The organism is Pseudomonas sp. fls2-241-R2A-110 (assembly GCF_030209165.1).
In the GTDB taxonomy this organism is placed as follows: Bacteria; Pseudomonadota; Gammaproteobacteria; order Pseudomonadales; family Pseudomonadaceae; genus Aquipseudomonas.
Window position 1 is genome coordinate 91,064 of record NZ_JARVSN010000012.1, and the last position, 22,479, is coordinate 113,542.

The 22,479-nt window shown below is 56.6% G+C and carries 18 protein-coding genes and 2 pseudogenes; 12 read left to right on the forward strand and 8 right to left on the reverse strand.

What is annotated here, in order from left to right; genetic code table 11:
- The first annotated feature begins 45 nt into the window (after positions 1-45).
- The 4 genes from hydA to QRN31_RS11410 all read left to right on the forward strand — a co-directional run bounded on the left by hydA (position 46) and on the right by QRN31_RS11410 (position 4,998).
- Positions 46-1,482, forward strand: a complete 1,437-nt coding sequence (gene hydA / locus QRN31_RS11395) for a dihydropyrimidinase (RefSeq protein WP_285432070.1) — start codon at positions 46-48, stop codon at positions 1,480-1,482.
- The gene (locus QRN31_RS11400; protein ID WP_285432071.1) at positions 1,479-2,225 is read left to right on the forward strand and encodes a 2-keto-4-pentenoate hydratase; all 747 of its coding nucleotides are present in this window, start codon (positions 1,479-1,481) and stop codon (positions 2,223-2,225) included. Before hydA ends, QRN31_RS11400 begins: the two co-directional genes overlap by 4 nt.
- A 192-nt stretch (positions 2,226-2,417) precedes the next feature.
- Positions 2,418-4,211 carry an alpha/beta fold hydrolase gene (locus QRN31_RS11405; RefSeq protein ID WP_285432072.1) on the forward strand — a complete coding sequence of 598 codons (1,794 nt, stop codon included), beginning with the start codon at positions 2,418-2,420 and terminating at the stop codon, positions 4,209-4,211.
- Between the two features lie 208 nt (positions 4,212-4,419).
- Positions 4,420-4,998 (forward strand): DUF4337 domain-containing protein, encoded by a 579-nt coding sequence (locus tag QRN31_RS11410; RefSeq protein ID WP_285432073.1) that lies wholly within the window; start codon positions 4,420-4,422, stop codon positions 4,996-4,998.
- 23 nt (positions 4,999-5,021) lie between these two features.
- Here QRN31_RS11410 and QRN31_RS11415 read toward each other — a convergent pair.
- Positions 5,022-5,330 (reverse strand): annotated as a pseudogene (locus QRN31_RS11415) (LysR substrate-binding domain-containing protein); the annotation flags it as partial.
- Between QRN31_RS11415 and QRN31_RS11420 the strand changes: the two are divergent.
- Positions 5,326-5,598: pseudogene (locus QRN31_RS11420) on the forward strand (NADP oxidoreductase); the annotation flags it as partial. The pseudogenes QRN31_RS11415 and QRN31_RS11420 overlap by 5 nt on opposite strands.
- A 61-nt stretch (positions 5,599-5,659) precedes the next feature.
- Here QRN31_RS11420 and QRN31_RS11425 read toward each other — a convergent pair.
- Positions 5,660-6,058: a hypothetical protein gene (locus QRN31_RS11425; protein ID WP_285432075.1), complete on the reverse strand. Its 399-nt coding sequence runs from the start codon at positions 6,056-6,058 to the stop codon at positions 5,660-5,662.
- A gap of 781 nt (positions 6,059-6,839) precedes the next feature.
- On the opposite strand from QRN31_RS11425, the gene QRN31_RS11430 reads away from it, so the two are divergent.
- Both QRN31_RS11430 and QRN31_RS11435 read left to right on the forward strand, forming a co-directional pair.
- Positions 6,840-7,571, forward strand: a complete 732-nt coding sequence (locus QRN31_RS11430) for a cytochrome b (RefSeq protein ID WP_285432077.1) — start codon at positions 6,840-6,842, stop codon at positions 7,569-7,571.
- Between the two features lie 228 nt (positions 7,572-7,799).
- Positions 7,800-8,069 (forward strand): hypothetical protein, encoded by a 270-nt coding sequence (locus tag QRN31_RS11435; RefSeq protein ID WP_285432078.1) that lies wholly within the window; start codon positions 7,800-7,802, stop codon positions 8,067-8,069.
- Positions 8,070-8,206: 137 nt separating this feature from the next.
- On the opposite strand, the gene QRN31_RS11440 is transcribed toward QRN31_RS11435, so the two are convergent.
- Complete coding sequence (locus tag QRN31_RS11440; RefSeq protein ID WP_285432080.1) at positions 8,207-8,611, reverse strand: DUF6632 domain-containing protein; 405 nt, start codon at positions 8,609-8,611, stop codon at positions 8,207-8,209.
- 284 nt (positions 8,612-8,895) lie between these two features.
- Positions 8,896-9,525: a LysE family translocator gene (locus QRN31_RS11445; protein WP_285432081.1), complete on the reverse strand. Its 630-nt coding sequence runs from the start codon at positions 9,523-9,525 to the stop codon at positions 8,896-8,898.
- A gap of 279 nt (positions 9,526-9,804) precedes the next feature.
- Between QRN31_RS11445 and proA the strand changes: the two genes are divergently transcribed.
- Positions 9,805-15,642 carry an anti-phage protein ProA gene (gene proA, locus QRN31_RS11450; RefSeq protein WP_285432083.1) on the forward strand — a complete coding sequence of 1,946 codons (5,838 nt, stop codon included), beginning with the start codon at positions 9,805-9,807 and terminating at the stop codon, positions 15,640-15,642.
- Between the two features lie 105 nt (positions 15,643-15,747).
- On the opposite strand, the gene QRN31_RS11455 is transcribed toward proA, so the two are convergent.
- Positions 15,748-16,188, reverse strand: coding sequence for a hypothetical protein (locus tag QRN31_RS11455; protein WP_285432084.1), 441 nt, complete (start codon positions 16,186-16,188; stop codon positions 15,748-15,750).
- Between the two features lie 413 nt (positions 16,189-16,601).
- Between QRN31_RS11455 and QRN31_RS11460 the strand changes: the two genes are divergently transcribed.
- Positions 16,602-17,474, forward strand: a complete 873-nt coding sequence (locus QRN31_RS11460; protein WP_285432086.1) for a DNA/RNA non-specific endonuclease — start codon at positions 16,602-16,604, stop codon at positions 17,472-17,474.
- Positions 17,475-17,537: 63 nt separating this feature from the next.
- Here the strand turns inward: QRN31_RS11460 and QRN31_RS11465 are convergent, their stop codons facing one another.
- Positions 17,538-18,746 (reverse strand): cation:proton antiporter, encoded by a 1,209-nt coding sequence (locus QRN31_RS11465; RefSeq protein ID WP_285432088.1) that lies wholly within the window; start codon positions 18,744-18,746, stop codon positions 17,538-17,540.
- A gap of 229 nt (positions 18,747-18,975) precedes the next feature.
- Here QRN31_RS11465 and QRN31_RS11470 point away from each other — a divergent pair, with 229 nt between their 5' ends.
- A complete protein-coding gene (locus tag QRN31_RS11470) occupies positions 18,976-19,380 on the forward strand; it encodes a hypothetical protein (RefSeq protein WP_285432089.1) in 405 nt (134 codons plus the stop codon).
- 152 nt (positions 19,381-19,532) lie between these two features.
- Here QRN31_RS11470 and QRN31_RS11475 read toward each other — a convergent pair whose 3' ends face one another.
- Both QRN31_RS11475 and QRN31_RS11480 read right to left on the reverse strand, forming a co-directional pair.
- The gene (locus QRN31_RS11475) at positions 19,533-19,943 is read right to left on the reverse strand and encodes a (R)-mandelonitrile lyase (protein WP_285432090.1); all 411 of its coding nucleotides are present in this window, start codon (positions 19,941-19,943) and stop codon (positions 19,533-19,535) included.
- Between the two features lie 46 nt (positions 19,944-19,989).
- Positions 19,990-20,484, reverse strand: coding sequence for a cupin domain-containing protein (locus QRN31_RS11480; protein WP_285432091.1), 495 nt, complete (start codon positions 20,482-20,484; stop codon positions 19,990-19,992).
- Between the two features lie 473 nt (positions 20,485-20,957).
- Between QRN31_RS11480 and QRN31_RS11485 the strand changes: the two genes are divergently transcribed.
- The gene (locus QRN31_RS11485; protein ID WP_285432092.1) at positions 20,958-21,356 is read left to right on the forward strand and encodes a hypothetical protein; all 399 of its coding nucleotides are present in this window, start codon (positions 20,958-20,960) and stop codon (positions 21,354-21,356) included.
- Positions 21,357-21,421: 65 nt separating this feature from the next.
- The gene (locus QRN31_RS11490) at positions 21,422-21,817 is read left to right on the forward strand and encodes a hypothetical protein (protein WP_285432094.1); all 396 of its coding nucleotides are present in this window, start codon (positions 21,422-21,424) and stop codon (positions 21,815-21,817) included.
- The last annotated feature ends 662 nt before the right edge of the window (positions 21,818-22,479 follow it).

The following is a 22,479-nucleotide window of genomic DNA, read 5'->3' on the forward strand; positions in this document are numbered from 1 at the left end:
GCCGCCTGACCGGCTGGGGCCGGTTGCTTCTGGAAGAGGCCTGATATGCAACCTTTTGATACGGTGATACGCAACGCCCGCGTGGTAACCGCCGCGGACACGTTTACCAGCGATATCGGCATTCGTGATGGGCGCATCGTCTCCCTTGGCCTGGACCTGCCGCAAGGTCACCAGGAAATCGACGCGGCAGGCCGACATGTCACCCCCGGTGGCATCGACAGTCACGTGCACCTCGACCAGCCGACGGGCGACGGCTCGGTGATGGCCGATGACTTTTTCAGCGGCACGGTCTCGGCGGCCTGCGGCGGCACCACCACCGTCATCCCGTTTGCCTGCCAGCAGAAGGGCGAAAGCCTGCGCTCTGCCGTCGATGACTACCATCGTCGCGCGGGTAACAAGCCGGTGATCGATTATGCCTTCCACCTGATCGTCACCGACCCCACCCCGCAGGTACTGCGTGAAGAACTGCCGGCCTTGATTGCCGAAGGCTATACATCGTTCAAGATCTACATGACCTACGATGCGCTGAAGCTGGGCGACCGGGAGATTCTCGAGACGTTGTCGGTCGCGCGCCGTGAGGGCGCCATGGTGATGCTCCACGCCGAGAACAGCGATTGCATCGCCTGGCTTACCGAGCGACTACTGGCGGCCGGGCTGACTGCGCCGCGCTACCACACCGCGTCGCGGCCGATGCTGGTGGAGCGCGAAGCGACCCATCGTGCCATCGCCCTTGCCGAGTTGGTGGATGTGCCGATCCTGATCGTGCATGTGTCGGGTCGCGAGGCCGTGGAGCAGATTCGCTGGGCCCAGAGCCTGGGGCTCAAGGTGTACGCCGAAACTTGCCCGCAGTACCTGTTCCTGACCGCCGACTCGCTGGGGTGTGACGACAGCTTCGAAGGTGCCAAGTGCATCTGCAGCCCGCCGCCGCGCGATGCCGCAAACCAGCAGGTGATCTGGGATGGCCTGGAGAACGGCTCGTTCGAAATATTCTCGTCAGACCACGCACCCTTTCGCTTCGATGGCCCCAATGGCAAGAAGGCCCACGGCGAAGCGGCGTCGTTCGACCAGATCGCCAACGGCATTCCCGGTGTCGAAACCCGCATGGCACTGCTTTGGTCCGAAGGCGTGCGCAGTGGGCGCATCACCGCGCAAAGCTTTGTTGCGCTGACCTCCACCAATGCCGCCAAGATGTATGGGTTGTATCCGCGCAAGGGCAGCATCGCTATTGGTGCTGATGCCGACCTGGTGATCTGGAACGAAGGCGAGCCGGTGCACCTGTGCAACGAAATGCTGCACCACAACGTCGATTACACGCCTTATGCGGGCATGACGCTGAGCGCCTGGCCGGCCATGACCCTGTCTCGCGGTGAGGTGGTCTGGGACGGCGAACCGCGCGGTCAGGCTGGTCGCGGCCGGTTTCTGCCGTGCGAGCGCCCGGTGCCTGCGCAACTGCGCCGACGTAAGACTGAGTTGGCATTGTGAGTGCGGTCGCGCAAGTGGCCGCCACCCTGATTCGGGGTTGGCGTGAGGGACGCCAACAACCGTTGCCAACCCTGGAACTGGCGAGCGAAGCCCAAGCCTATGCCGTGCAGCACCGGGTAGCGGATGCCCTCGGCTGGTTCGCCTGCGGGCCACCAGCGGCCTGGAAACTGGGCGGCGCTCCGGGAGGGCTGATCAGTGCCGCCGGGGTACCGGCAATGTCGGTACACCCGTCGGGTTGGCAGGTTCCGCCGGGCGATGATTTCGGTTTCGGTATCGAGGGAGAACTGATCGTGCGCCTGTCGCGCGACCTCGACCAGCACACTGATCTGGCCATGGCCCGTGCGGCGGTCGATATGTGGATGCCGGGCATCGAACTGTGTGGCACGCGCTGGCTGCAGGGCGATCAGGCCGCGCCACTGCTTCGGCTGGCCGACCAGCAACTCAACCGCGCGCTCGTACTCGGTGCACCGCAAACGCTGGGGGAAATGCCGGATTGGTCAAAACAACAGGTGGCGTTGCGGGTGGACGGGGAGCCTGAATTCGTCGGCGTTGGCAGCCATCCATTCGGTGAGCCGCTGAGTTCGCTGCCGTGGCTGGCGCGTCATGCGGCAGCACTCGGTAGCCCTTTGCGAGCCGGCGACCTGGTGGCTTGTGGCAGCTGGACCGGTATCTACTGGGCGTCGGCCGGGGTGCAAGTGGAAGTTGAGTTTGCCGGCATAGGACGGGTGGCCTTGTCGACTTGATGCGTTTCAAAGGCTTGCTGATTTCCAGCTAAAACTATCGGGCGGTCAATCTCTGGACGAGGGCATTACGAAGTCACCCTTTCCTTGTCATGAAATGAAAATTCGCTGTCGTGGGATGCGAAGTAGCCGGCGCGTCTGCTGCCCTAGAGTCGGTGCAAAACAACACAGCGCCCCCGAAACACGAGAGCCGACATGAGCAGATCCCCCCGAACGAGCGAGACCGCAATTCCCACCCAACGCCCCCCGGCGGGCAGCCGAAAACGTCGTGCTCGCAAGGCTATCGATCTCCCGGACAACACCCAGCAACCAGAGCTGATCGACACGGTTCCCGACCAGACTCTGGCGGGCAATCCGCTCGTCAGTGTGCGTGCGGCGGACCTGGCCAGCTCGGCCGGTTACCTGCTCAAGGCCGTGGGCAAGTCGCCGCTCAAGGCTGGCACTCATCTGGGTGGCTACCTGAAAGAGCTGCGCGGTATCGTCGGCGGCAAGTCCAGCATTGCGCCGGAACCGAAGGACAAGCGCTTCGCCGATCCCGCCTGGCAATCCAACGCCTTCCTGCGCGTGCTGCTGCAGAGCTACCTGGCCGGCCAAAGTGAGCTGACCCGCTTCATCGATTCCACCGACCTTGCCCCGCGGGAAAAGAGCCGAGCCCGGTTCGTCGCAGCGCTCCTGGCCGATGCGATGGCTCCGAGCAACTCGCCGCTGACTAATCCGGCGGCGCTGCGCAAGATGGTGGATACCGGAGGCATGAGCCTGGCCAGGGGAATACGTCAATTCGGCGAGGATATGCTGAACAACCGCGGACTCCCCCGTCAGGTCGACAGCACGCCGTTCAAGGTTGGGGAAAACATCGCCACGGCCAAGGGCGAAGTGGTGTTTCGCAACGAGATGTTCGAGCTGCTTCAGTTCGCGCCGACTACTGAAAAGGTGTATGCCCGGCCCTTGGTGATGTCGCCGCCACAGATCAACAAGTACTACGCCATCGACCTCTCGCCGGAGAAAAGCTTGATCAAGTGGATCCAGGACAGCGGCGTAAACCTCTTCGTCATCAGTTGGCGCAATCCCACCCGCGAGCATCGCGACTGGGGCTTGTCCGATTACGCGTTGTGCCTGGACCAGGCTGTGGACGTAGCGCGCAAGATCACCGCAAGCCCGGATGTGAACATGTGGGGCTCCTGCTCGGGCGGCATCACCCTGGCGGCCTACCTGGGCTGGCTGGCGGCCCGTGGCGAAGGCCACAAGGTGGCCAACACCAGCTGGGCCGTGTGCGTGCTCGACATGCCCTCGGCGCTGGACGACACCACCTTGGGGCTTTTCACCAGCCCATCCGCCCTGCGCGCAGCCAAGGCCAGCTCCCGGCGCAAGGGAGTGTTGAGCGGGCAGGGCATGGCCCGCATGTTTGCCTGGATGCGACCCAACGACCTGATCTGGAACTACTGGGTCAACAACTACTTGCTTGGCAATAAGCCGCCAGCCTTTGATATTTTGGCCTGGAACAACGACACCACACGGCTACCCGCCCAACTGCACGCGGACTACCTCGACCTGGTTCAGCACAACCCCTACAGCAACCCTGGCTCCCTGGAGATTGCCGGCGAGTCGATCGACATGACCCAAGTGAAGGTGGGCGCCTATGTGATTGGCGGCACAACCGACCACATCACCCCTTGGCAGGGCTGCTACGGCACCGCCCGGTTGTTTGGCGAGGACACAACCTACGTGCTGTCCAACGCTGGCCACCTGCAGAGCCTGGTGAATCCGCCGGGCAATCCCAAGTCGTTCTACTACGCAGCGCCTGCCGACGCCGAGTCCCCGCAAACCTGGCTGCAAAACGCCGGGGAGCGTCAGCAAGGCAGCTGGTGGCCGCATTGGCGCGAATGGATCGGGCAGCGCTCGGGCGACAGCCTGCCGGCGCCGAAGAAGCTCGGCTCGCGCAAGTACCCGCCACTTTGCCCCGCACCTGGCACTTATGTCATGGAACGTTGAGGCTGCCATCTCTTCGTCGAGCTGATCCCACGCCAGCCGTGGGTTTCAGCGTGTTGTGCAGGTGACGATCGGCTGAGCGGCGCGGCCCTCGAGTGGTGGAATGATCGGTTGAATCCGCAGCCAGAAACCGCCAGTCATGTGTGTCTAAAAAATCAGCCGCCCTTCATAATGCCGATCCTCTCTACTCACCCATCCAAAGCCGACAGCCATGCCTGAAGAGTTCGAAGTCCCCAGCCCCCACGAGCAACATATTGAGCACACCACCCATCATGCCCATGCACAAGGCGATCGCTTTGCCAGCAAGGTGGCGGTAATGACGGCGATCATGGCCACTGTGGGCGCCATGATGAGCTATCAGGCCGGCTCGACGGAGAGCGAGGCGGCCATGGACAAAAACAACGCCGCCATCCAGAAGACCGAAGCCGCCAACGAATGGAACTACTACCAGGCCAAGTCCAGCCGGCAGAACCTGTCAGAGCTGGCCAGCCATCTGCCGGGCCTGGATTCCGCCCACTATGTTGCAGAAGTGCGGCGCTACGCAGAGCAGAAAGAGGAGGCGCGCAAGAAGGCGGAGGCACTTGAGCAACAGGCGCGAGAGTGGGACGAGAAGTCAGAGCAGGTGCTGCATCAGCATCACCGCTGGGCCCAGGCCATGACTGCGATTCAAATCGCCATTTCACTGGCGGCCATCACCTTGCTGACGCGTAAGGAATGGCTCAAGCGCGTCTCGTTTGGGGCAGCGGGTGTGGGTGTCATGTTGGGTTCGCTTGCCTGGCTGCATATCTGAGCGAACATCTGCTCGCGAACCACTCAAGGAGCGCTAAAGCGTGCGAGCGCAGCATCGATAAATCGTCGGAGTTTGGCCGTTCTCTGGCGATTGGCCGTGTAGAGCAAATGCATTTGTCGGCTTGGTGCTTCGTAATCCGCTAACAGTCGAACCTGCTCGCCGCTGCGCAACGCGGGCTCAAGAAAGTCTTTGGGTCCAAGGACAATCCCGAACCCGTCCAGCGCTGCCGACAGCAGTGCTTTGCTCTCGTTGACCTGCAATCGACTGGCGACGTTTACCCGTTCAACGACGGAGCCTTTGCAGAATACCCATTCGCGGTCGGCCGGCCGAGACCTGCTGCAGGACTCGCGCCCGACAGCTGCGCCAGACCGACGCGCACTCCCGATCGCTGCGGATGATCCAGCAGCGAAAGAATTGGTGATCAAGTTGCTGGACGAGATTGGGTTCGACGCGGTCGATGCAGGCAGTCTTGATGAAAGCTGGCGGTTCGAACGGGCTAAACCCGCTTACTGCCTACCGCTGGATAAAGAGGGGCTGAAGGTTGCCTTGGCTGCAGCCCATCGGCAGGTCGAATTGCCCGACGGATCATGGCGCCGCTGAATAGCCTGCAAGGCTGGTGCGGGCGCCCATGTTGTCCGCGGATTGCTCCCGTGGCGTCGCACTAGCGACGATAGTAGCGGTGATCGTCCTCGTATCGGTGACGCATGGCCCGATCTTCGCGGCGCTCCCATTCACGACGGCGTTCGGCTTCTCGGTAGGCTTGCTCTCTGCGCCACTGATCCCTACGCCAGTCGTCTCGGCGCCAATCGTCTCTACGATCATGCCAACGGCCGTCACGCCAGTATCCATCGTCATGCGCCAGCAACGGCCCTGACGGCTTGCCGGCCATGCTGGCCAAGGAAGGCCAAGGGTTGTTGGCAGCCTGGGCCGGAGTCTGAACGGCTGTGACTTCAGCTTTGAAATCAGGGGCTGAGGTCTTCATCTGTGTTGCTGATGCCGAGCCCACTACCGCGAGCGCGAACAGGCCGAAGAGCATCATTCGTGGGTCATGGAATTTCATGAGCGAAGCCAACCTCTGATTGACATTTGGACGTATGGCCATCCGGTTGAGGAGCCCTGAGGGTTCGCGCTTACCGAGCGGATGTGCCTATCCACATAGACCGATAAATAAGGAAAAGTTCTAGACGACCGCTGCTTTAAATAGCTAACGGCCTTAGTCTTCGATCCCCTTTGAGGTTCGTTCTCTCGAAGTCCACTTCTGGCCGACTGCTGTCCGTCCTGGAGCACGGCAGTCGACGGCGGACTCAGCCGGTTGCTGCTACCAACCGAACAGGTTGTAAGCAGGGGACTCTGCTTCAGTTGGTTAATATTCACCCCGTTGGCTGCTTTACTGTAAGTCGCCATTATCCACTGGCTGTGAGTGTTAGAGAATTTCTCCCGTCTATAAGTCGTGGATGTCAAAAATCACGTTTTCAGCTCATCGGTATTTGATAGTTCGATATTTTATTCATCAGGCAGGGGAGTGAACTCGGATCCATTGATCTGGCGCCCTTTTACATAGGTGACTAGATAAAAATATACGTTCGAGTATGAGCACCCAATTACCCCTCAACTTCGGTGTAAACCTCTCCCGTTTATGGGGGCAGTTCCCAGCAGGTTTTTTGTCCAGACCGAAACGTGGTGGTGGCTAAAACCCTTGGTCAGCAAGGCTTCCAGTCGTCAAGACTATTTAACTGAATGTTGGCGTAGTAATTGCTGAATGAGGTTGTCCCGCCCCAAAAAAGTTGGGCGAGATGGGGCGTTTTAGGTGTCCCGGTGGTTTGACATTAATCGTAGGTGGCATGAATAAAAATCTCTCTCAGTTCGAGTTTGAGGATACCGTCATGAGTCATCATAAATACACATGGGCGCAAGTTGCACTGCATTGGCTGTCCGCGTTTGTAATTCTATGGTCGTTATGCACGGGGTCTTATGTCGCGTTGTTCAATGTGTCACCACACATGAAATCAATAATGACGGCCTTGAATATTTCGATGACGACCTTGTTCATTCCTTTTTTCCTGATGCGTGTAGTTTTGCGCATCAATCATCTACGTCACTACACGGTCGTGCCGGGTGAATTATTGGCGACCTTTGTTCATAACCTGATTTATCTGATAACGGGGATGGTGTTGCTCACGGGTGTGCTGATGATGGATCGATCGATTACGGTATTTGGCGCGCTGAGCATGCCACCGCTGATCACCAACCCTGAGTTGCTGAGCGACTTCCATGCTGCGCATCAGGACAGTACCGCCATGCTGGGGGGGCTGGTGTTGTTGCATCTGCTGGCGGTGGTCAAGCATGAGTTGAGTGGCAACCGGATTTTGAAGCGGATGAGCTTTCAGACATCGGCTTGGGAGTCGCCGCTGCGTGCCCGCGAGGATATCGGTCGTCAGACCGCCACCGATCACAGCTCAATATGGACGCCACCTGCTACTGCTGCTGCCGCGCCGTCGCCAGGCAGTGCGCGACAGTCAATACCCGCGATGGCTGATGATGTTCGAGATCGTCGGCGCATTCGTAGGAACTAGCGGTGGATGGACTCAAAGAACACCAGAGTCGTACCAGCGAGTCAAAAGCATCCAGCGGATGGAGCGAAGGAAAATGAGCGCTAAGCTTTCATCTACTGTCGGGCTTATTGAACAGATGGCAAGCGAGAGAGCGGGGGGAATGCAATCGACCAACCCCGCAAAGGCACTATCAACCCGTTGCGGTCTATTTATCGTTAGCCCTTCACAACAAACCTCGGAGGGGAACCAATGAAACGCTTCGTGACGCTCATCGCGATTTCTTTGCTGACCACTGCTTGTCAGAGCAATAACGGCATCACCCGAATCGACAATTGTGTTTGCTATAAAACCGCCGAGGCACAACCTCTGCAAGCATCGGAAATAGCATGGAAAGACCCCGAAGCGTTGCAGAAACAGTTCTCACATTGCATTTGCCGAGCCTTGGTTGACCTGAAGGAGGCCAAGGATCCTGGTAAATATTTTGTGCCCGGAACGGAAATAAGAACTGAGCTGAAATAGATAAGTGGGTTGGTTTAATAGGCTCGGTTTCAGAGGTGTTCAGTGAGTGTTGATGCAGCCTTTGATTAGGATCGTTTCGACGGTCCGGTGTTGGCCGATTGGGCCTGTTGTGAGGGGCAGCAATCGACCTGAACAGGTCAAGCCCCATTGTGTGTGCTGGGCCGAGCGGCCAGTTGCGAGCGGGGCGTCAAGATGGCCAAGGCAACCGCCACGATGAAGAGCGCCGGCACGTCACCTATCAAGTGCCCCATTTGCCCCGGTTGGGTGACCGACTGGACGGCCATGATTCCTGCGTGTACGACGCTAGACCACACGGCGAACCAGATCAGGCTCAGATTGGCTAATGGATCACGTGCGGCCAGGATCAAGAACACGCCAAGTGTGGCGTAGATGCCGACGATCATCATCGGGTAGTCCGAGTGACCGACGTGCCAGGCCCAGCCAGATGGCCAGAACAACATTAGTGGGTAGAGAGCAAGGCACGCGAGGCCAGCCAAAACTAGAATGACACGCAAATACCTGAGGCGATCGACTACGGTCATGGCGGACTCCTCTTTGGACGTAACTCTAAATTGACCCCAAGTGGGGTGACAACACCTTCACGGGCTTAGTGGATAACATTGCTTGTTATGTCGTCTAGCCGCCATGGACGCAAAGCCCAATCTGCTCAATTAGTCCCGGCAGTAGACCAAGCATAGCTACCCATTAGCTATCGCTGCGTCCACTGGCTGCTTCTGTCCCTATCAGACATCTCGTCCAGATCCCGACATTCGATGGTGCGTATCAGCGAGGAACATATTTTGCCAAATCGGTGTGCCTCGACCCTTTATAGCGGCCGGTTGAGCACCAGCAATCGTACCGCCAGAGCTGTCATCACCGCAGCGAAACCATAAGCACCGAGGCGTTTGGATATCAAGCCTTTGCGCAGGCGCCCATGCAGTCGCCCGGCGCAAAATCCGAGCAGGGAATGGAAGATCAATGCGATCAGCGCAAGCAACAAACCTAAGAACATCAATTGCGAGGTGACGCTGCTGGCACCTACGGTGACGAACTGCGGCAGGAATACCATGAAGAACAACAGCGCCTTGGGGTTTAACAGGCTGTTGAACGTGGCTCGGGCAAAGATTTTCCGAAACGGAGCCTGTGTAGCTTGAGTGTCAGTATCCGCAGGAGGGGTCTTCAATGCCTGCCAGGCCAACCACATCAGATAACAAGCCCCGGCCCACCGTAGCAAGTCAAAGGCCGGCGCCCAACTCATCACCAGCGCACCGAGACCTGCGCTGACCATGACGGTCATAAGCACATCGGCCAGGGATATTCCCAGTGCTGCGGCGAGGCCGGCGCGCCAGCCGTGGGCAACTGCATGGCTGCTGACAATAGCCATGTTAGGGCCAGGCACGATCAGCAACAGCAAGGCGGCAACAATGAATAAGTAGAGGTTAGTGGCGTCCGGCATTGAGCAATACCTCCTTGGATGAGGAGCAATGCTAACCGGTAGTCGTTAGGCAGAAGCAGATACAGTGGGGATGGATTTGGCCGCAACAGTGTGGTGTAGAGAGGCAAAATAGTTCGTTCCACAGCATGGTGGAACAATTCGAGCGACTGCTATTGCCTGAACCATACGACTGGATTGCGAGATAAAGAAATTCCCAACCGGTGATTAGTCATGGACTATAGGGGTTTTTTTTAGCTGCCTCTTTATGAGGCAAGCACTGGTAGCTTCGGGAGCCCGTGGATGAACATCAAGATTGAGGCGCTGATCGCTCGTAAGATCGGCTTCGCTTCCCACCAGAATGCCATTCCGCTTGTACGAGAATTGAGCATTTGGAACCAGGAAGAATCAAGTCTTGAAAATCTGATACTGACTTTAAGCACCGACCCAGATTTCGTTGAAAGCCGGTCTTGGCCTATTGACCGGATTCATGCGGGTGATCGCCTTAGCATTTCTGAGCGCGACATCAAGCTCAACGCTGGCTATCTGTCCGGGCTGAGTGAAAGCCTGAGTGCCGATGTGGTATTGCGCTTGTCCCAAGGCGAGAACCTGCTCGTCGAGCAGCGCTTTCCCACTGAGCTGCTTTCTCGCACTGAATGGGGTGGTTTGAGCGCCATGCCAGAGTTGCTGGCAGCTTTCTGCATGCCCAATGACCCATCGGTAGACCGAGTGCTCAAAGCCGCTTCTCAAGTCTTGCGGCGAGCAGGAAAGAAAGACGGCATTGATGGCTATGAAAGCAAGTCGCGCACGCGCACGTGGGAGCTTGCCTCCGCCATTTGGTCCGCGGTGTGCAGCTTTCAGTTGAGCTATGCATTGCCTCCAGCCAGTTTTGAGCAACAGGGCCAGAAGATCAGGCCGCCAAGCGTCATTCTGGAAAACGGTGTGGCGACCTGCCTGGATATGGCATTGCTGTTCGCTGCGGCGTTGGAGCAGGCTGGACTGAATGCCCTGCTGATCATGACAAAGGGGCACGCCTTTGCAGGCGTTTGGTTGCAGCCTCAAGAGTTTTCCCAACTGTTGACTGACGAAGCGTCGGCTGTACGCAAGCGCTTGGATCTGAAGGAGATGGTGGTTTTCGAGACCACCTTGGCGACCCAATCGCCGGCACCGAATTTTAGCCAAGCGGTCGCCGCTGCGCAGCGGCAACTAGATGATGATCAGTTCATCATGGCAATCGATTTGCACCGTGCTCGGATGCAGAAGATCCGCCCAATGGCGCTGGTGTCCGCAGTCAATGCATCGGATCTGGCAGACGATGCTCCGCCTGCCGCTGAAAGCTTGGAGGAGGCCCCAGCACTGCCAGGGTTCGATGTCGAAATCAACGAGGGTAACGAAGGTCCGGCCGGTAAATTAACGCTCTGGCAACGCAAACTCCTCGATCTGACGACTCGCAACCGTCTACTGCATTTGCCAGACAGCGCTAAAGGCGTACGTCTTGTCTGTCCTGATCCAGCAGCGCTTGAAGACCTTCTTTCGAGTGGCCAGCGCATTCGAGTGGTGCCGGTACCTGACCTGAATAGCAGCGGCCGTGATGTGGCCGTCTACGAGCAGCAGAATAATGAAAGCCTGGTAGACGAAGTCGCCCGTCAAGCGCTTGCTCGGGGCGAAGTGCTCGCCAGCCTGGAGAAGATCAAGCTTGAAGCAACCTTGATTGAGCTATTCCGAAAGGCGCGCAGCGATCTGGAGGAGGGCGGGGCAAACACGCTGTTTTTGGCAATCGGCTTTCTTAAATGGAAGAAAAGCGCCGAAGACCCGAAGACCTACTCCGCACCCCTGATTTTGCTGCCGGTGAAACTTGAGCGCAAAAGTGCCTTGTCTGGGGTGACGCTGACGTTGCTCGACGAGGAGCCGCGTTTCAACCTGACCCTACTTGAATTGCTGCGTCATGATTTTGAGTTGGTGATACCCGGGCTCGATGGCGAGCTACCAAGTGATGAAAGCGGCATCGATGTTACCGGCATCTGGAACATGGTGCGTCGAGCGGTACGCGATGTGCCCGGATGTGAGGTGAGTACCGAACTGGTTCTGGGCACTTTCTCATTTGCCAAATATTTGATGTGGAAGGACTTGAATGCCAACGGGGCACAGCTGCTGCAAAGCCCATTGGTCAAACATTTGCTGGAGCCTAAAGAAGCAGGTGAAGGCTTCTCTGGCTCGGACGAGTTTCCCAGGCCAGAGCGCCTGGACTCAACAGTAACGCCTGCTCAGCTTTTTGCGCCATTGCCCGCTGACTCTTCGCAGTTATCTGCCGTGGTGGCATCGGCTGGCACTCATAGTTTCGTCATGGATGGACCTCCGGGAACCGGTAAGTCGCAGACCATTGCCAACATGATTGCTCATAACCTTGCACTAGGCCGTCGCGTTTTGTTCGTGGCAGAGAAGCGTGCTGCCCTCGACGTGGTTTATCGTCGCTTGGCGGAGAAGGGGTTAGGCGAGTTCTGCCTGGAGTTGCACTCAAGCAAAGCGTCCAAAGTTGAAGTGCTCAAGCAGTTGGATCGCGCATGGGATGTGAGTGACGCATTGAGCGCCGAGGAGTGGGAGCGTGAGGCTGCTCGATTGCAAACGCTGCGGTCGCGACTTAACCAGTTGGTCGAGGTCCTGCATCGACGTTGGAGCAACGGTCTTTCCCTGCATCAGGCGATTGGTCGCGTCGTTCGTGATCACAGTCCTCAGACGCCGAGACTGGCTTGGCCAACAGGCAAGGAACACGATGCTGCCGAGTATGGCCAGTTGCTCGATCTGGCGCGTCGGCTTGGGCTTAACGGCGTTGCGGCGCGCGACTTGTCAGGCAAGTTTGGCGCACTGGCACAGACCCAATGGTCGAACGCCTGGCAGGCACAAATTGCAAGCGCCTCGCGTGAGTTGCCACAGGCCCTTGACGCGCTAAATACTGCAAGTGAGAGGCTTCTTGGCCTGACGCACTTGGCGTTGCCTGTGGCGGAAGTCACACAGGTACAGCAGCTTCACGATTTGACGAGCTTGATCGTGGAATCCTGCGGGATGAACCTTTCATTCGCATTTGCCCCCAATGTTGTCACGCGTATAGAAGCAGCCCGGCGTGCTTGTCAGTTGGTAGAGAGCTATCGGGAGTTGGAGGAAAGCCTGTCACTGGATTATGCCGATGAAGCTTGCCGTCGCATCCCGCTTGAGGCCATGCACCGCGAATGGCGAGAGGCCGAGGGCAAGTTCTGGTTCCTGGCTACTTTCGCCAAGAAAAAGGTGGCGGAAAAAATAGCCTCTTTAGGTGGCGCGGCGGGCCTTCCGGACACGCTGGGTGACCTCGCCATTTTCGAGCGCCTGCATGCGCAGTTAACGGAGTTGGACGCGTTGGCAAGTGACATGCAGTCGATCCCTGGCTGGCAAGGTCTGACCAGCGACACCGCCCTTACACTGCGAGCTATCAAACTGGCTGAAACGCTGCGCGGGCTGCTGAGTGGCTTGGCCGAATCACCCGACCACTTGGTTTCATTGCGCGGCGCAGTCGCGCGTCTCGTCATCGATGCGAATGAGATGTTGGCGCCGGGTGGGCAAATCAGCGCAGCGTTATCGGCATTGCAACAGGCGTTGTCTCGCTATAACGAAGCCGCTCGGCTATTCGCTGGATTGGCAGCAACGGACGCAGACGCGCATCCGAGTGTTGCGGCGTTGCGGGCTACTTCACTTTCTATCCAGCAGCAGGAAGAACAACTCAAGGCCTGGTGCGACTGGTGTCGAGTACGCAAGCAGGCTGGTGAAGCCGGCTTGGCAAGCCTCGCCCAAGCGTTGGAAGCCGGAAGCCTGACTCCGTCTGCAAGCGAGGAAACTTTTGTCACGGCCTATGCTCATTGGTTTGCGACACAGGGCATCGACAGCGAGCCGCTTCTGAGGAATTTTGTCGCTGCCGAGCACATGAGTGACATTGGTGCTTTCGTTCGCCTGGACGACGAACTGGCTAAACTGACGGTGCGATACATTCGGGCGAAACTATGTGGCCTGATCCCTTCAAAGAATGACATTCCCAAGAGCAGCGGCTTCGCCATTCTCAAGCATGAATTGCAGAAGTCCCGTAGACACAAACCAGTCCGGCAGCTGGCTATTGAGATGGGGGACGCGCTGAATCGCCTCGCACCGTGCATGCTCATGAGCCCACTGTCGATTGCGCAGTTTTTGCCTGCCGATCAGCCCCCATTCGATCTGGTCATCTTCGACGAGGCTTCGCAGATTGCTCCATGGGACGCAATCGGTTCGATAGCTCGGGGCAAGCAAGTTGTTATCGCCGGTGACCCTCGTCAGATGCCGCCTACGAACTTCTTCAGCCGTGGCCCCAATGCTGGCGACGACGACACAGCAGAAGACATGGAGAGCATCCTGGACGAATGCCTGGGAGCAGGGGTGCCGAGCCACAGTTTGAGTTGGCACTACCGTAGTCGCCATGAAAGCCTGATCGCGTTCTCCAACCATCGTTACTACGATAGTAATTTGATTACCTTCCCAGCAGCCGAAACTCGCGCAAGTGCTGTTGAATGGCGCAGGGTCGAGGGCGTGTATGCGAAAGGAAAAGGCCGTTACAACCAAGCTGAGGCTGAAGCCATTGTCAGCGAAACAGTCAAACGTCTAACCGATCCTGCGTTCGTCGCTGCGGGTCATTCAATCGGGATCATCACGCTCAACTCTGACCAGCAAAAGCTGATCAACGATCTGTTGGACGCTGCCCGTAAGCAACACCCACAGATTGAGCCGTTTTTCCAGGATACCCAGACCGAACCCGTCGTCGTCAAAAACCTGGAAACGGTCCAGGGCGATGAGCGAGACCTGATTATGCTCGGGATCGGCTACGGGCCCACCGAGCCGGGTGCGCAGGTTATGTCGATGAACTTCGGCCCTCTCAACAAGGACGGTGGATGGCGCAGGCTAAACGTCGCCATCACACGGTCACGTCGAGAGATGTTGGTATTCACCTCGTTCGACCCGTCGATGATCGATCTGAACCGGACCAATGCTCGGGCGGTCCGGGATTTGAAGCACTTCATTGAGTTTGCTCAGCGTGGCCCCAAGGCTTTGGCAGAGGCGGTACATGGCTCGGTTGGTGGATATGACTCACCGTTTGAAGAAGCTGTTGCTCAAGGGCTGCGTCGTCTTGGGTGGCAAGTAGTCCCGCAGATCGGCGTGTCGCGTTTTCGTATCGATCTGGGGATTGTTCACCCTGATCGTCCGGGTGACTATTTGGCGGGTGTCGAGTGTGATGGCGCGACTTACCACAGTGCCGCCACCGCTCGGGACCGGGATAAAGTCAGAGGCGCGATTCTCAGCGGCTTGGGATGGAACCTGGTGCGACTTTGGTCCACGGAATGGTGGGTAAATAAAGAAGGCGCCTTGCAGAAGCTGCACATGGCTCTGAACGACCTTCTGGCTCAATCCCGAGTAGAGGCAATCGATAGTCCAGTAACCGAGGAGCCACTGGCCGCTCCAATCGTTATCGATTTCTCAAGCGACTCCGGCATTAGTGATGAGTTGCCAGAAGCGCCCATTAGCTCCGTGAGTACATTGCCGTCGCAGATTGCGGACGTTCGTGTTGCTCGTGCTCACAGCGATCAACCGGTTTCTCTGGGGCAGAAGGGTGAATATCGCGTTGCCGATCTTTCTACGCTTGCGCACATGATCCAACCCGAGCAGTTTCACTTAGCGCATTACAGTCCGGTGCTCCGTCAGATCATTGAAGAGGTGCTACGCCAGGAAGCCCCCATTCTCGACACACTCTTAGTCCAGCGTATTGCTCGCGCACACGGTTTCCAACGATCAGGACGGCTTATTCGAGACAGAGTGCTGGAACTGGCCGAACAGCACCATCACGTTCGGCAGGAAGGACTTGAGGAGGCATTCGTCTGGCACGCCGAGGGCGATGTGATGGAGTGGTCGACATACCGTGTTCCGGTATCGGTCGATGACGCACGTTCAATCGAGGAGATCGCGGCGCAGGAGTTGCGTATCGCCGCGAGCATTATCGATTCTGGGGACCGAGCCCTTGAGGTTGCCAGGCTATTAGGCGTCAGACGTCTAACAGGGGCGGCACGTGAACGCATTGAGCGAATACTGAGCGCATAGGGGCCGATTGATTCGTCGTGGTTTAGCGTTTTCCGAGGGCGGCTATTTAGCCGCCTTGCCACTTCATGAGCGTGGCGTGGGAAACTGGCCGAAGCTCCTCTGCGCTCAATGCCCCTCTTGAACATAGGGACCCAAGGAAAAACCTTGCGTATCCCAGTTGATTTGGTAGATCACTTCTTTCCTTGGCTTGATGTTGGCCGCGACAGTTTTGATCGCGGCACCCGCGCACAGTCCAGATTCGGCTAGTCCGGTACCGAGGTTCACTTTACCGGGCGGCAAAACGAAAGATGCCTTTTGACCGGGAGCTATCTTCGCGGCGCGCTGACCATCAATGTAGAGCACGGCGTCACATCCCGCGCCGACAAACCCGTCATCACGGAAAATGGTCAGGCGTCCCGAATCTTCCGTATCTTGTGCATCTTCGCTTTTGATCGGGAACATATCGTTGGCCGGCACCGGCCGCGCTTCCGAAACCTGCATAGGCGATGTTTCGCACCCGCCCAAGGCGAGCAGGAGTGCCCCCGTTGCGATAATCCTTCGCATCATTTCTCCCTCCAGAAAAAGGCGAATGTATCAGAGCGTCATACTGCTTTGCTTCACTGGTCATGTTAGACCGTCGGGCAACAAGTGCAGACCTCAGCCCTATGTGCAACGGGTACTTTCCGATCCGGTTGCTCCCGAATGCCAGAGCACAGCGGTTTGGTTTTCCCCGTTTTCTGCCGATCACTTTGTCGACGTGAATTGACAGGTAGAATGCCAACGCTGCTCAGCACTAAAGGGATTAATGGTGGTCATAACGCGCACGATCGTTAGTGGTCGTACTGTTTGGAACCGACCGGTTCCACACGGGTATTTTGATCAAGGACAGTGAAAGCATGCTCACCGCAACATAATCTGCAGCCGCCTCCATCGGCATTCGCCCTACGTTTACTCCTCAATCCCATTCGAAGATCTAAAGCATGTACCTACGCAAAATTGCAGTTGGGCTGTCGGCCCTTGTTTTGCTCTCAACCGGCGTGGAAGCCCGCAGCCTGCTGGATTTCCTCAAGCCACCCAGCCAGTCTCAGGAACACGCGTCCCGCTCGGGCTCGATCAGCCAGAACGCGGCGCTGGACCTCTATTCAAACAAGCAGAAGCAGGCGTCGTTCGAGGGCTGTGCCGATCTGTTCCCGTCAGCCAGGCCGATCAACATGGCCACCGTGCCTGCAACCATGAACCCGTTGGCCTTGTGTTCCGATAACTTCGCGGTGCTGTACTCACAAACCAGCAAGACACCGTTGGTAGTGGTGGAGCGTCTTACTGCCGCCCAGCTTCAGGATGCAAAAGGGGAGGAGCGCACTAACCAGTTCTATGCGGACCCACGCATTCCCAAGGGTGGGCGGGCAGAGTTGAGCGACTACCGTAGCCAGCATCCGGCCGTGGACCGTGGTCATCAATCCCCGGCTGCCGATGCACCGAGTCCTCATGCGATGGCACAATCTTTTGCGCTGTCGAACATGGTGCCGCAAGACCCTACCAACAACCGGAAGATCTGGAGCAAGGTCGAATCCGATGTCAGGAAATTTGCCAAGCGAGCCGATGGCGATGTTTTTGTGTTTACCGGCCCGCTCTTTGACTCGGGTCACTCCACCATTGGCGACAACAAAGTCTGGGTGCCGACTCGCCTGTTCAAGCTGGTTTACGACGCATCGTCCAAGCGCGCCTGGGCTTACGTATTACCCAACGCGGAAACTCGTATTGAGAGACCGATGGACTATGACGCTTTCGTAAAAAGTACGGGGCTCAAGTTGCTGGGTAATTTACCGGTGACAGGTTCCGTGGGGCGCAGTTGATGCCTTCTGCTTGACGGGCTGCACCCTGAAAGTTTGAAAAAAGGGGATGGATTTATAGTTTTCTTAAACTATATCCGTCTCCTTTTTCGTCTTCTTGGCCAGTCGTGCAACCCACGGATTGGCACTCAAACCATGCAGCAGCACGCTGAGTAAAACAGTACAGGCAGCGGTCGCCACCAGCGTGCGACTGGCGTTCAGGGGGAAGTCCAGGATCATTACGGCGAAGACGATGCTGGCCAGTCCTCGCGGTCCGAACCAACCGATGAACAGACGGGTTTCGCCATCGAAGCGGGTTCCCGCCAAGCTGATCAACACAGGCAGGATACGGATTACGGTCAAGCTGAGCACCGCGTAAATCCACATGTTCAGGGTGACGATTGCCCAGGCCCAGGGAATCACCAGTGCGCCAAATACGATCCAGGTAATGACCGATAACAAGCTGGCGATTTCTTCGCCGGCCTCGAGCAGATGGTGCTTTTGTTCGGTAAACAAATAGCTCGCGAGCAGCCCCCCGACGAAGGAAGCGATAAAGCCGCTGCCACCCAGTGTTTGCGCCGTGGCGAAGCATAAAAGCGCCAGCCCGGGAAGGGTCAATTGTGACCACATGGGTGTTTGCCAGCGGTGTTTTGCGGAGTAACGCTGTAGCAGCCAGGCGATGAGTGTCATGGCGATACCCACCAATGCACCGATGCCCAGCTCTTCGATCACCAGCTCCAGTGCCAGCGTTATAGGAGACTGCGTTTGCTCTTCCACCAGCAACGCCAGGAACATCAACAGTACCGGAACACAGATACCATCGTTGAGCCCGCTCTCCACGTTCAACCCTTCGCGCACAGGTGCTTGAACCTTGGGGTTGCTCACCACCGCGTTGCCCAGCGCAGCGTCCGTGGGTGCCAGGAGCGTTGCCAGGATGGCCAGTTCCAAGAGAGGAACCTGCGGAAACAACCAGATACCCGCCAGCCAACCGCTCAGGATGGTCAGTGGTAGACCGATCAATAACAGGCGCAGTGGCAATCCTTCGTATGCCCGTAACACCTTAAGGTCGGCGTTAGCCGCATCGCTGAACAGAACGATCGCCAGGGTCAGCTCAGCCAGGATCTTGAGGCCTTCCTTGTCAATCCGGGGTTGCAGAACGCCCAGCACCGCCGGACCCAGAATCAATCCCGCCAGCATGAACATCAGCGGACCATTAATCAGGCGTGACTCGAGTTTCCCGGCAAATATGCTGTAGGCCAGGAGGAAGGCGGCGAGCAAGGCTAAGTTCTGATACATGGACGACCCACCTTTTCAGGTCAGGGCAAGTTGTTCAGATACTTTGGTTTGAACGTGTTACTGGGCTTTCTATTGCATAAGGTTAGCTGGCTTGGTTGAGGTCGTAGCGAGCAGTTGATGATTACATTCATGAACCTCACCCGCTTGGCGCCTGGACCAGGCTATCCGCCACGGTTATCTATGCTTGATTTACCGGAAATTGTTTCGGCAAATACAAGGAAGGTGTGGCATGAATTTATTAAAGTTCAGCACGTTCATCTTTTTGTTTTCTTTGGCCGCTTGCGCAACCAGCCCCCCTTATCAACCACCGCCGGTGCCGGCAACCGCAGCCACGTTAAATGATCAACAGATCCAGAGTACGTTCACCGGCAAGAAACTGTACGGAACCACGCGAGAAGGCAGTCATCCTTATTCGATCACCTTCTCCCCTGATGGAACAGATGTGTTCGAGATGGCGCCTAACAAGCCCGAGACAGAGCGCTGGACGCTTAACGACGGTGTTGTTTGCGTTATAGCGAAAGGTTATCCAACGGAATGCAGCCAAGTGAAAGTGGCTAACAATGAGTACTGGTTGATCGATCCCAAAAGCGGGAAAGTCAACGCGCATCTGAGGCTCAATCCATCAACGAAGTAACGGGATGGATTTATTGATACGCGCCTGGTTGTGCCCGTAGCGAGCAGTTGACGATTGTGTCGGCCAACTGTTCGCTCACTCGCTTGAATACCGCACCTCGTTTTCGGTAAATCCATTCAGTTTCAACTGGCAGGTTCACTCAACAGGTCAACTCATTCGCCTGTCGGACCGACGTTATATTCCTCGTCGGTGACCTTTTCCATCCAGACGACACTCACACCGTCCAACGCTTCCTGGACCCCAATGTGGGTCATGGCGGTGGTGGCGCTCGCGCCGTGCCAGTGCTTATGACCCGGTGGGCACCAGATGACATCGCCGGCACGAATTTCCACAATCGGTTCACCTTCACACTGCGTCCAGCCGCAGCCTGCGGTGACGATCAGCGTCTGACCCAGCGGGTGGGTGTGCCAGGCGCTACGAGCGCCGGGTTCAAAGGTGACGCTGACGATGGACGCTCGGGCCGGTGAAGGAGGGGAGTTGAGCGGGTCCATACGGACGGTGCCCGTGAAGTACGCTTCTGGGGCTTTTATCGATGGCTGCGAGCCTGCGCGCTTGAGGATCATGGTCGCTCCTGGATAAATGAAATCTGAAAATACACGTAACGCGTCTTCACTTTGACGCGTTGCGAGGGTCGTCATGACTATCAATATACTCAAGCCCCAACGGACCTGTTCCATACACCTGAGAGATGTACTCTCCCGACTTGGCCCAATGAAAATGCGGCGTATTGGCCGGGAGCACTACAACACTGCCGGGGCCGTAGGCAACCAACTTGTCTGGATCAAAGACAGACCCGAAACCAATATAAAACACACCGGACATTACGGTGTAGATACGATCTTCAGGGTGTGTATGGGGCATTAACTTGATGCCATTCGGCACTTTGACTCGCACAACGTACGGGCCTGGCTTACTGGGGTCGCCGACCAGCACCGCCAGCTTCACTTCTTTTGGGAACGCCGGAAAGTTACGCCACTCCACGTCTTCATTGTGCAAGGCCCCGGGTTTGCCGAGCGGCAAGGGTTGCGCCTGAACAAACGGCATTGCTGCGCACGCGACAAGAAGGGTGGTCAGGCAAGCAGTTTTCATAATGCTCTGATTCATGAGAGACACCTTGGCTACATCATCGGTAAATCGGCATCGTCACCGGGCTCTCTATAAACACCTCAGGCGAGTCGCCGATAAAGACACAAAACGCCTGCGTAATCTAAAGGCAGAGCACAGTTGTGATAATGCCGCCAATGCGCATTTCAGTTGATACGTAATGTAATCAATCGGTGATGTCCTGTTCCCCATTCGAAACACCGCGCTCATTCAGCGCGCCACCGGTCTCGAAGAGGATCGACGCGCAAATGATCTGGCGATTGACTGGGAGGCGCCTTCCCAATAACTGTAGCGAGCGAGCCGGGAAAAAATAAACCCATTCTCTAATGCCTATCGGTTTAACTTTGTTTCAGGAATGAATCATTTTTGTTGATTTTGCGCTATTAACTTTATCGTGAATTAATATATTTTTTGATTGTTGGATGGCTATTCTCAATGCATTGGATCCGTAGGCTCATAGCAGGGCGAAGGGCATGAATAAGGTAATTATTTATTCGTTAGTCGTGCTGTTCATGACAAGTTGCTCATCTTCTGAGCATCAAACTGCGGTCGATGCCCACGCCGATGCGCCGGCAAGCGCGAAACAACTAAATGGCAGTGAGATTAACGCGACGGTGATAGGTCGCAAGCATTCGAGTGTGACGTCTACCGGTTATCCCTTTACTGAAACATTGAACCCTGACGGGACTGCAGTCATCCAGATTTCCAGCGATCCGATGCAATCCGGTTATTGGGTTATTACGGAGAATGTTATCTGTGTGACCTATCAAAAATATGGCAAGGAATGCAATAAAGTACTCACTGATGGGGTTGCAGTCTGGTTTGTCGATAGTGTGAATAACAAAACCAATAACAAATTTACAGTCAAATAAAGGCTGTGGCTGTTGTCTTTTGATTGATAAGTTTTATCGGGGTTGGCAGACAGTGGAGGTGCGGTATGAATATTGAACGTTGGAGTTGCCTGTTCCTGGTACTTGCCTTGTCCGGGTGTGCTACGTCTGGTGGAAATACGGTGAAGCCGGTTTCAGCTTCAGCGGTGGCGCTTGATGATGAGCAAGTTCGCAGCACCTTGGTTGGGAACAAACTCAATAATATCGGCCCTTCAGGCTTGCCCTATACTTTAAGTTTTAATGCTGATGGGACCGAAATATTCACACTGTCCGGTAAACCACCCGAGACGGAATATTGGACCGTCAAGGAGGGGGTGATTTGTTTCACCTCGCCCAAAATCCCCAAAGAATGTTATCGATTAAAAAAAGACAAGGATGATTACTGGCTGGTACATCCACAGACAGGAGCAGTCCACTACCACTACACACTGACTCCACAGTGATCGTGGTTTGTTCCTGCGTCCTGAGCGCCGCGAGCGTCATCTGAAGCGCGAAATGCGCGCCAGTACGGATGTCTCCGGTTTAAAACGTAAAGGATGTCCCCGGTCTCTACAATTCAACCCGTCTTCCCTGTGGGAGCGGGCTTGCCCGCGATGGCGTCAGACCCAACGCCATCGATTTCAGCCAAGAAAAATTGGCCCAACATTCGAAGTCTTAAACAGGTTTCAAGTCGCCTGTTTAAAGACACCCAGTGTTACGTCCTAACGGCTACAACGCCTTGCGTCGTTACCTACGCGTACGCCAGAATCTGCCGGCTTGTGCGTCCAGGGCACGGGTTCTATCGTGGCTGGGTCACTGAAAAACAGTGATCGGGTTTGGTAGCCCGGCATAACTAGACGCATAGCGCACCGTTTGCAGATCCTTTAGGTCTCTGCTTTATGGCGGCCATGCGCAGGGCTCCTTCGGGGGCGCCGGGTTTATCTAGTTACCGGTCTACCAACCCGCGTATGGCCGCCACCCGTCGGTTGGTAGCGAGGGTGAAGGCTCCTTTTTAAGCATTAACTAGATAGCTTCATTCATGATCAAACCCACACCCAAACCCCCCCCCCCCCCCCCCCAAAACACACCCAAGCCCCCCCTCCAACCCCGCTCGCCCAAAAAAATC

Excerpts from the sequence above, each read along its gene's own strand:
- hydA (WP_285432070.1), top strand. The coding sequence starts at position 46 with ATGCAACCTTTTGATACGGTGATACGCAACGCCCGCGTGGTAACCGCC.
- QRN31_RS11405 (WP_285432072.1), top strand. The coding sequence starts at position 2,418 with ATGAGCAGATCCCCCCGAACGAGCGAGACCGCAATTCCCACCCAACGC.
- QRN31_RS11410 (WP_285432073.1), top strand. The coding sequence starts at position 4,420 with ATGCCTGAAGAGTTCGAAGTCCCCAGCCCCCACGAGCAACATATTGAG.
- QRN31_RS11425 (WP_285432075.1), bottom strand. The coding sequence starts at position 6,058 with ATGAAATTCCATGACCCACGAATGATGCTCTTCGGCCTGTTCGCGCTC.
- QRN31_RS11430 (WP_285432077.1), top strand. The coding sequence starts at position 6,840 with ATGAATAAAAATCTCTCTCAGTTCGAGTTTGAGGATACCGTCATGAGT.
- QRN31_RS11435 (WP_285432078.1), top strand. The coding sequence starts at position 7,800 with ATGAAACGCTTCGTGACGCTCATCGCGATTTCTTTGCTGACCACTGCT.
- QRN31_RS11440 (WP_285432080.1), bottom strand. The coding sequence starts at position 8,611 with ATGACCGTAGTCGATCGCCTCAGGTATTTGCGTGTCATTCTAGTTTTG.
- QRN31_RS11445 (WP_285432081.1), bottom strand. The coding sequence starts at position 9,525 with ATGCCGGACGCCACTAACCTCTACTTATTCATTGTTGCCGCCTTGCTG.
- proA (WP_285432083.1), top strand. The coding sequence starts at position 9,805 with ATGAACATCAAGATTGAGGCGCTGATCGCTCGTAAGATCGGCTTCGCT.
- QRN31_RS11455 (WP_285432084.1), bottom strand. The coding sequence starts at position 16,188 with ATGATGCGAAGGATTATCGCAACGGGGGCACTCCTGCTCGCCTTGGGC.
- QRN31_RS11460 (WP_285432086.1), top strand. The coding sequence starts at position 16,602 with ATGTACCTACGCAAAATTGCAGTTGGGCTGTCGGCCCTTGTTTTGCTC.
- QRN31_RS11465 (WP_285432088.1), bottom strand. The coding sequence starts at position 18,746 with ATGTATCAGAACTTAGCCTTGCTCGCCGCCTTCCTCCTGGCCTACAGC.
- QRN31_RS11470 (WP_285432089.1), top strand. The coding sequence starts at position 18,976 with ATGAATTTATTAAAGTTCAGCACGTTCATCTTTTTGTTTTCTTTGGCC.
- QRN31_RS11475 (WP_285432090.1), bottom strand. The coding sequence starts at position 19,943 with ATGATCCTCAAGCGCGCAGGCTCGCAGCCATCGATAAAAGCCCCAGAA.
- QRN31_RS11480 (WP_285432091.1), bottom strand. The coding sequence starts at position 20,484 with ATGAATCAGAGCATTATGAAAACTGCTTGCCTGACCACCCTTCTTGTC.
- QRN31_RS11485 (WP_285432092.1), top strand. The coding sequence starts at position 20,958 with ATGAATAAGGTAATTATTTATTCGTTAGTCGTGCTGTTCATGACAAGT.
- QRN31_RS11490 (WP_285432094.1), top strand. The coding sequence starts at position 21,422 with ATGAATATTGAACGTTGGAGTTGCCTGTTCCTGGTACTTGCCTTGTCC.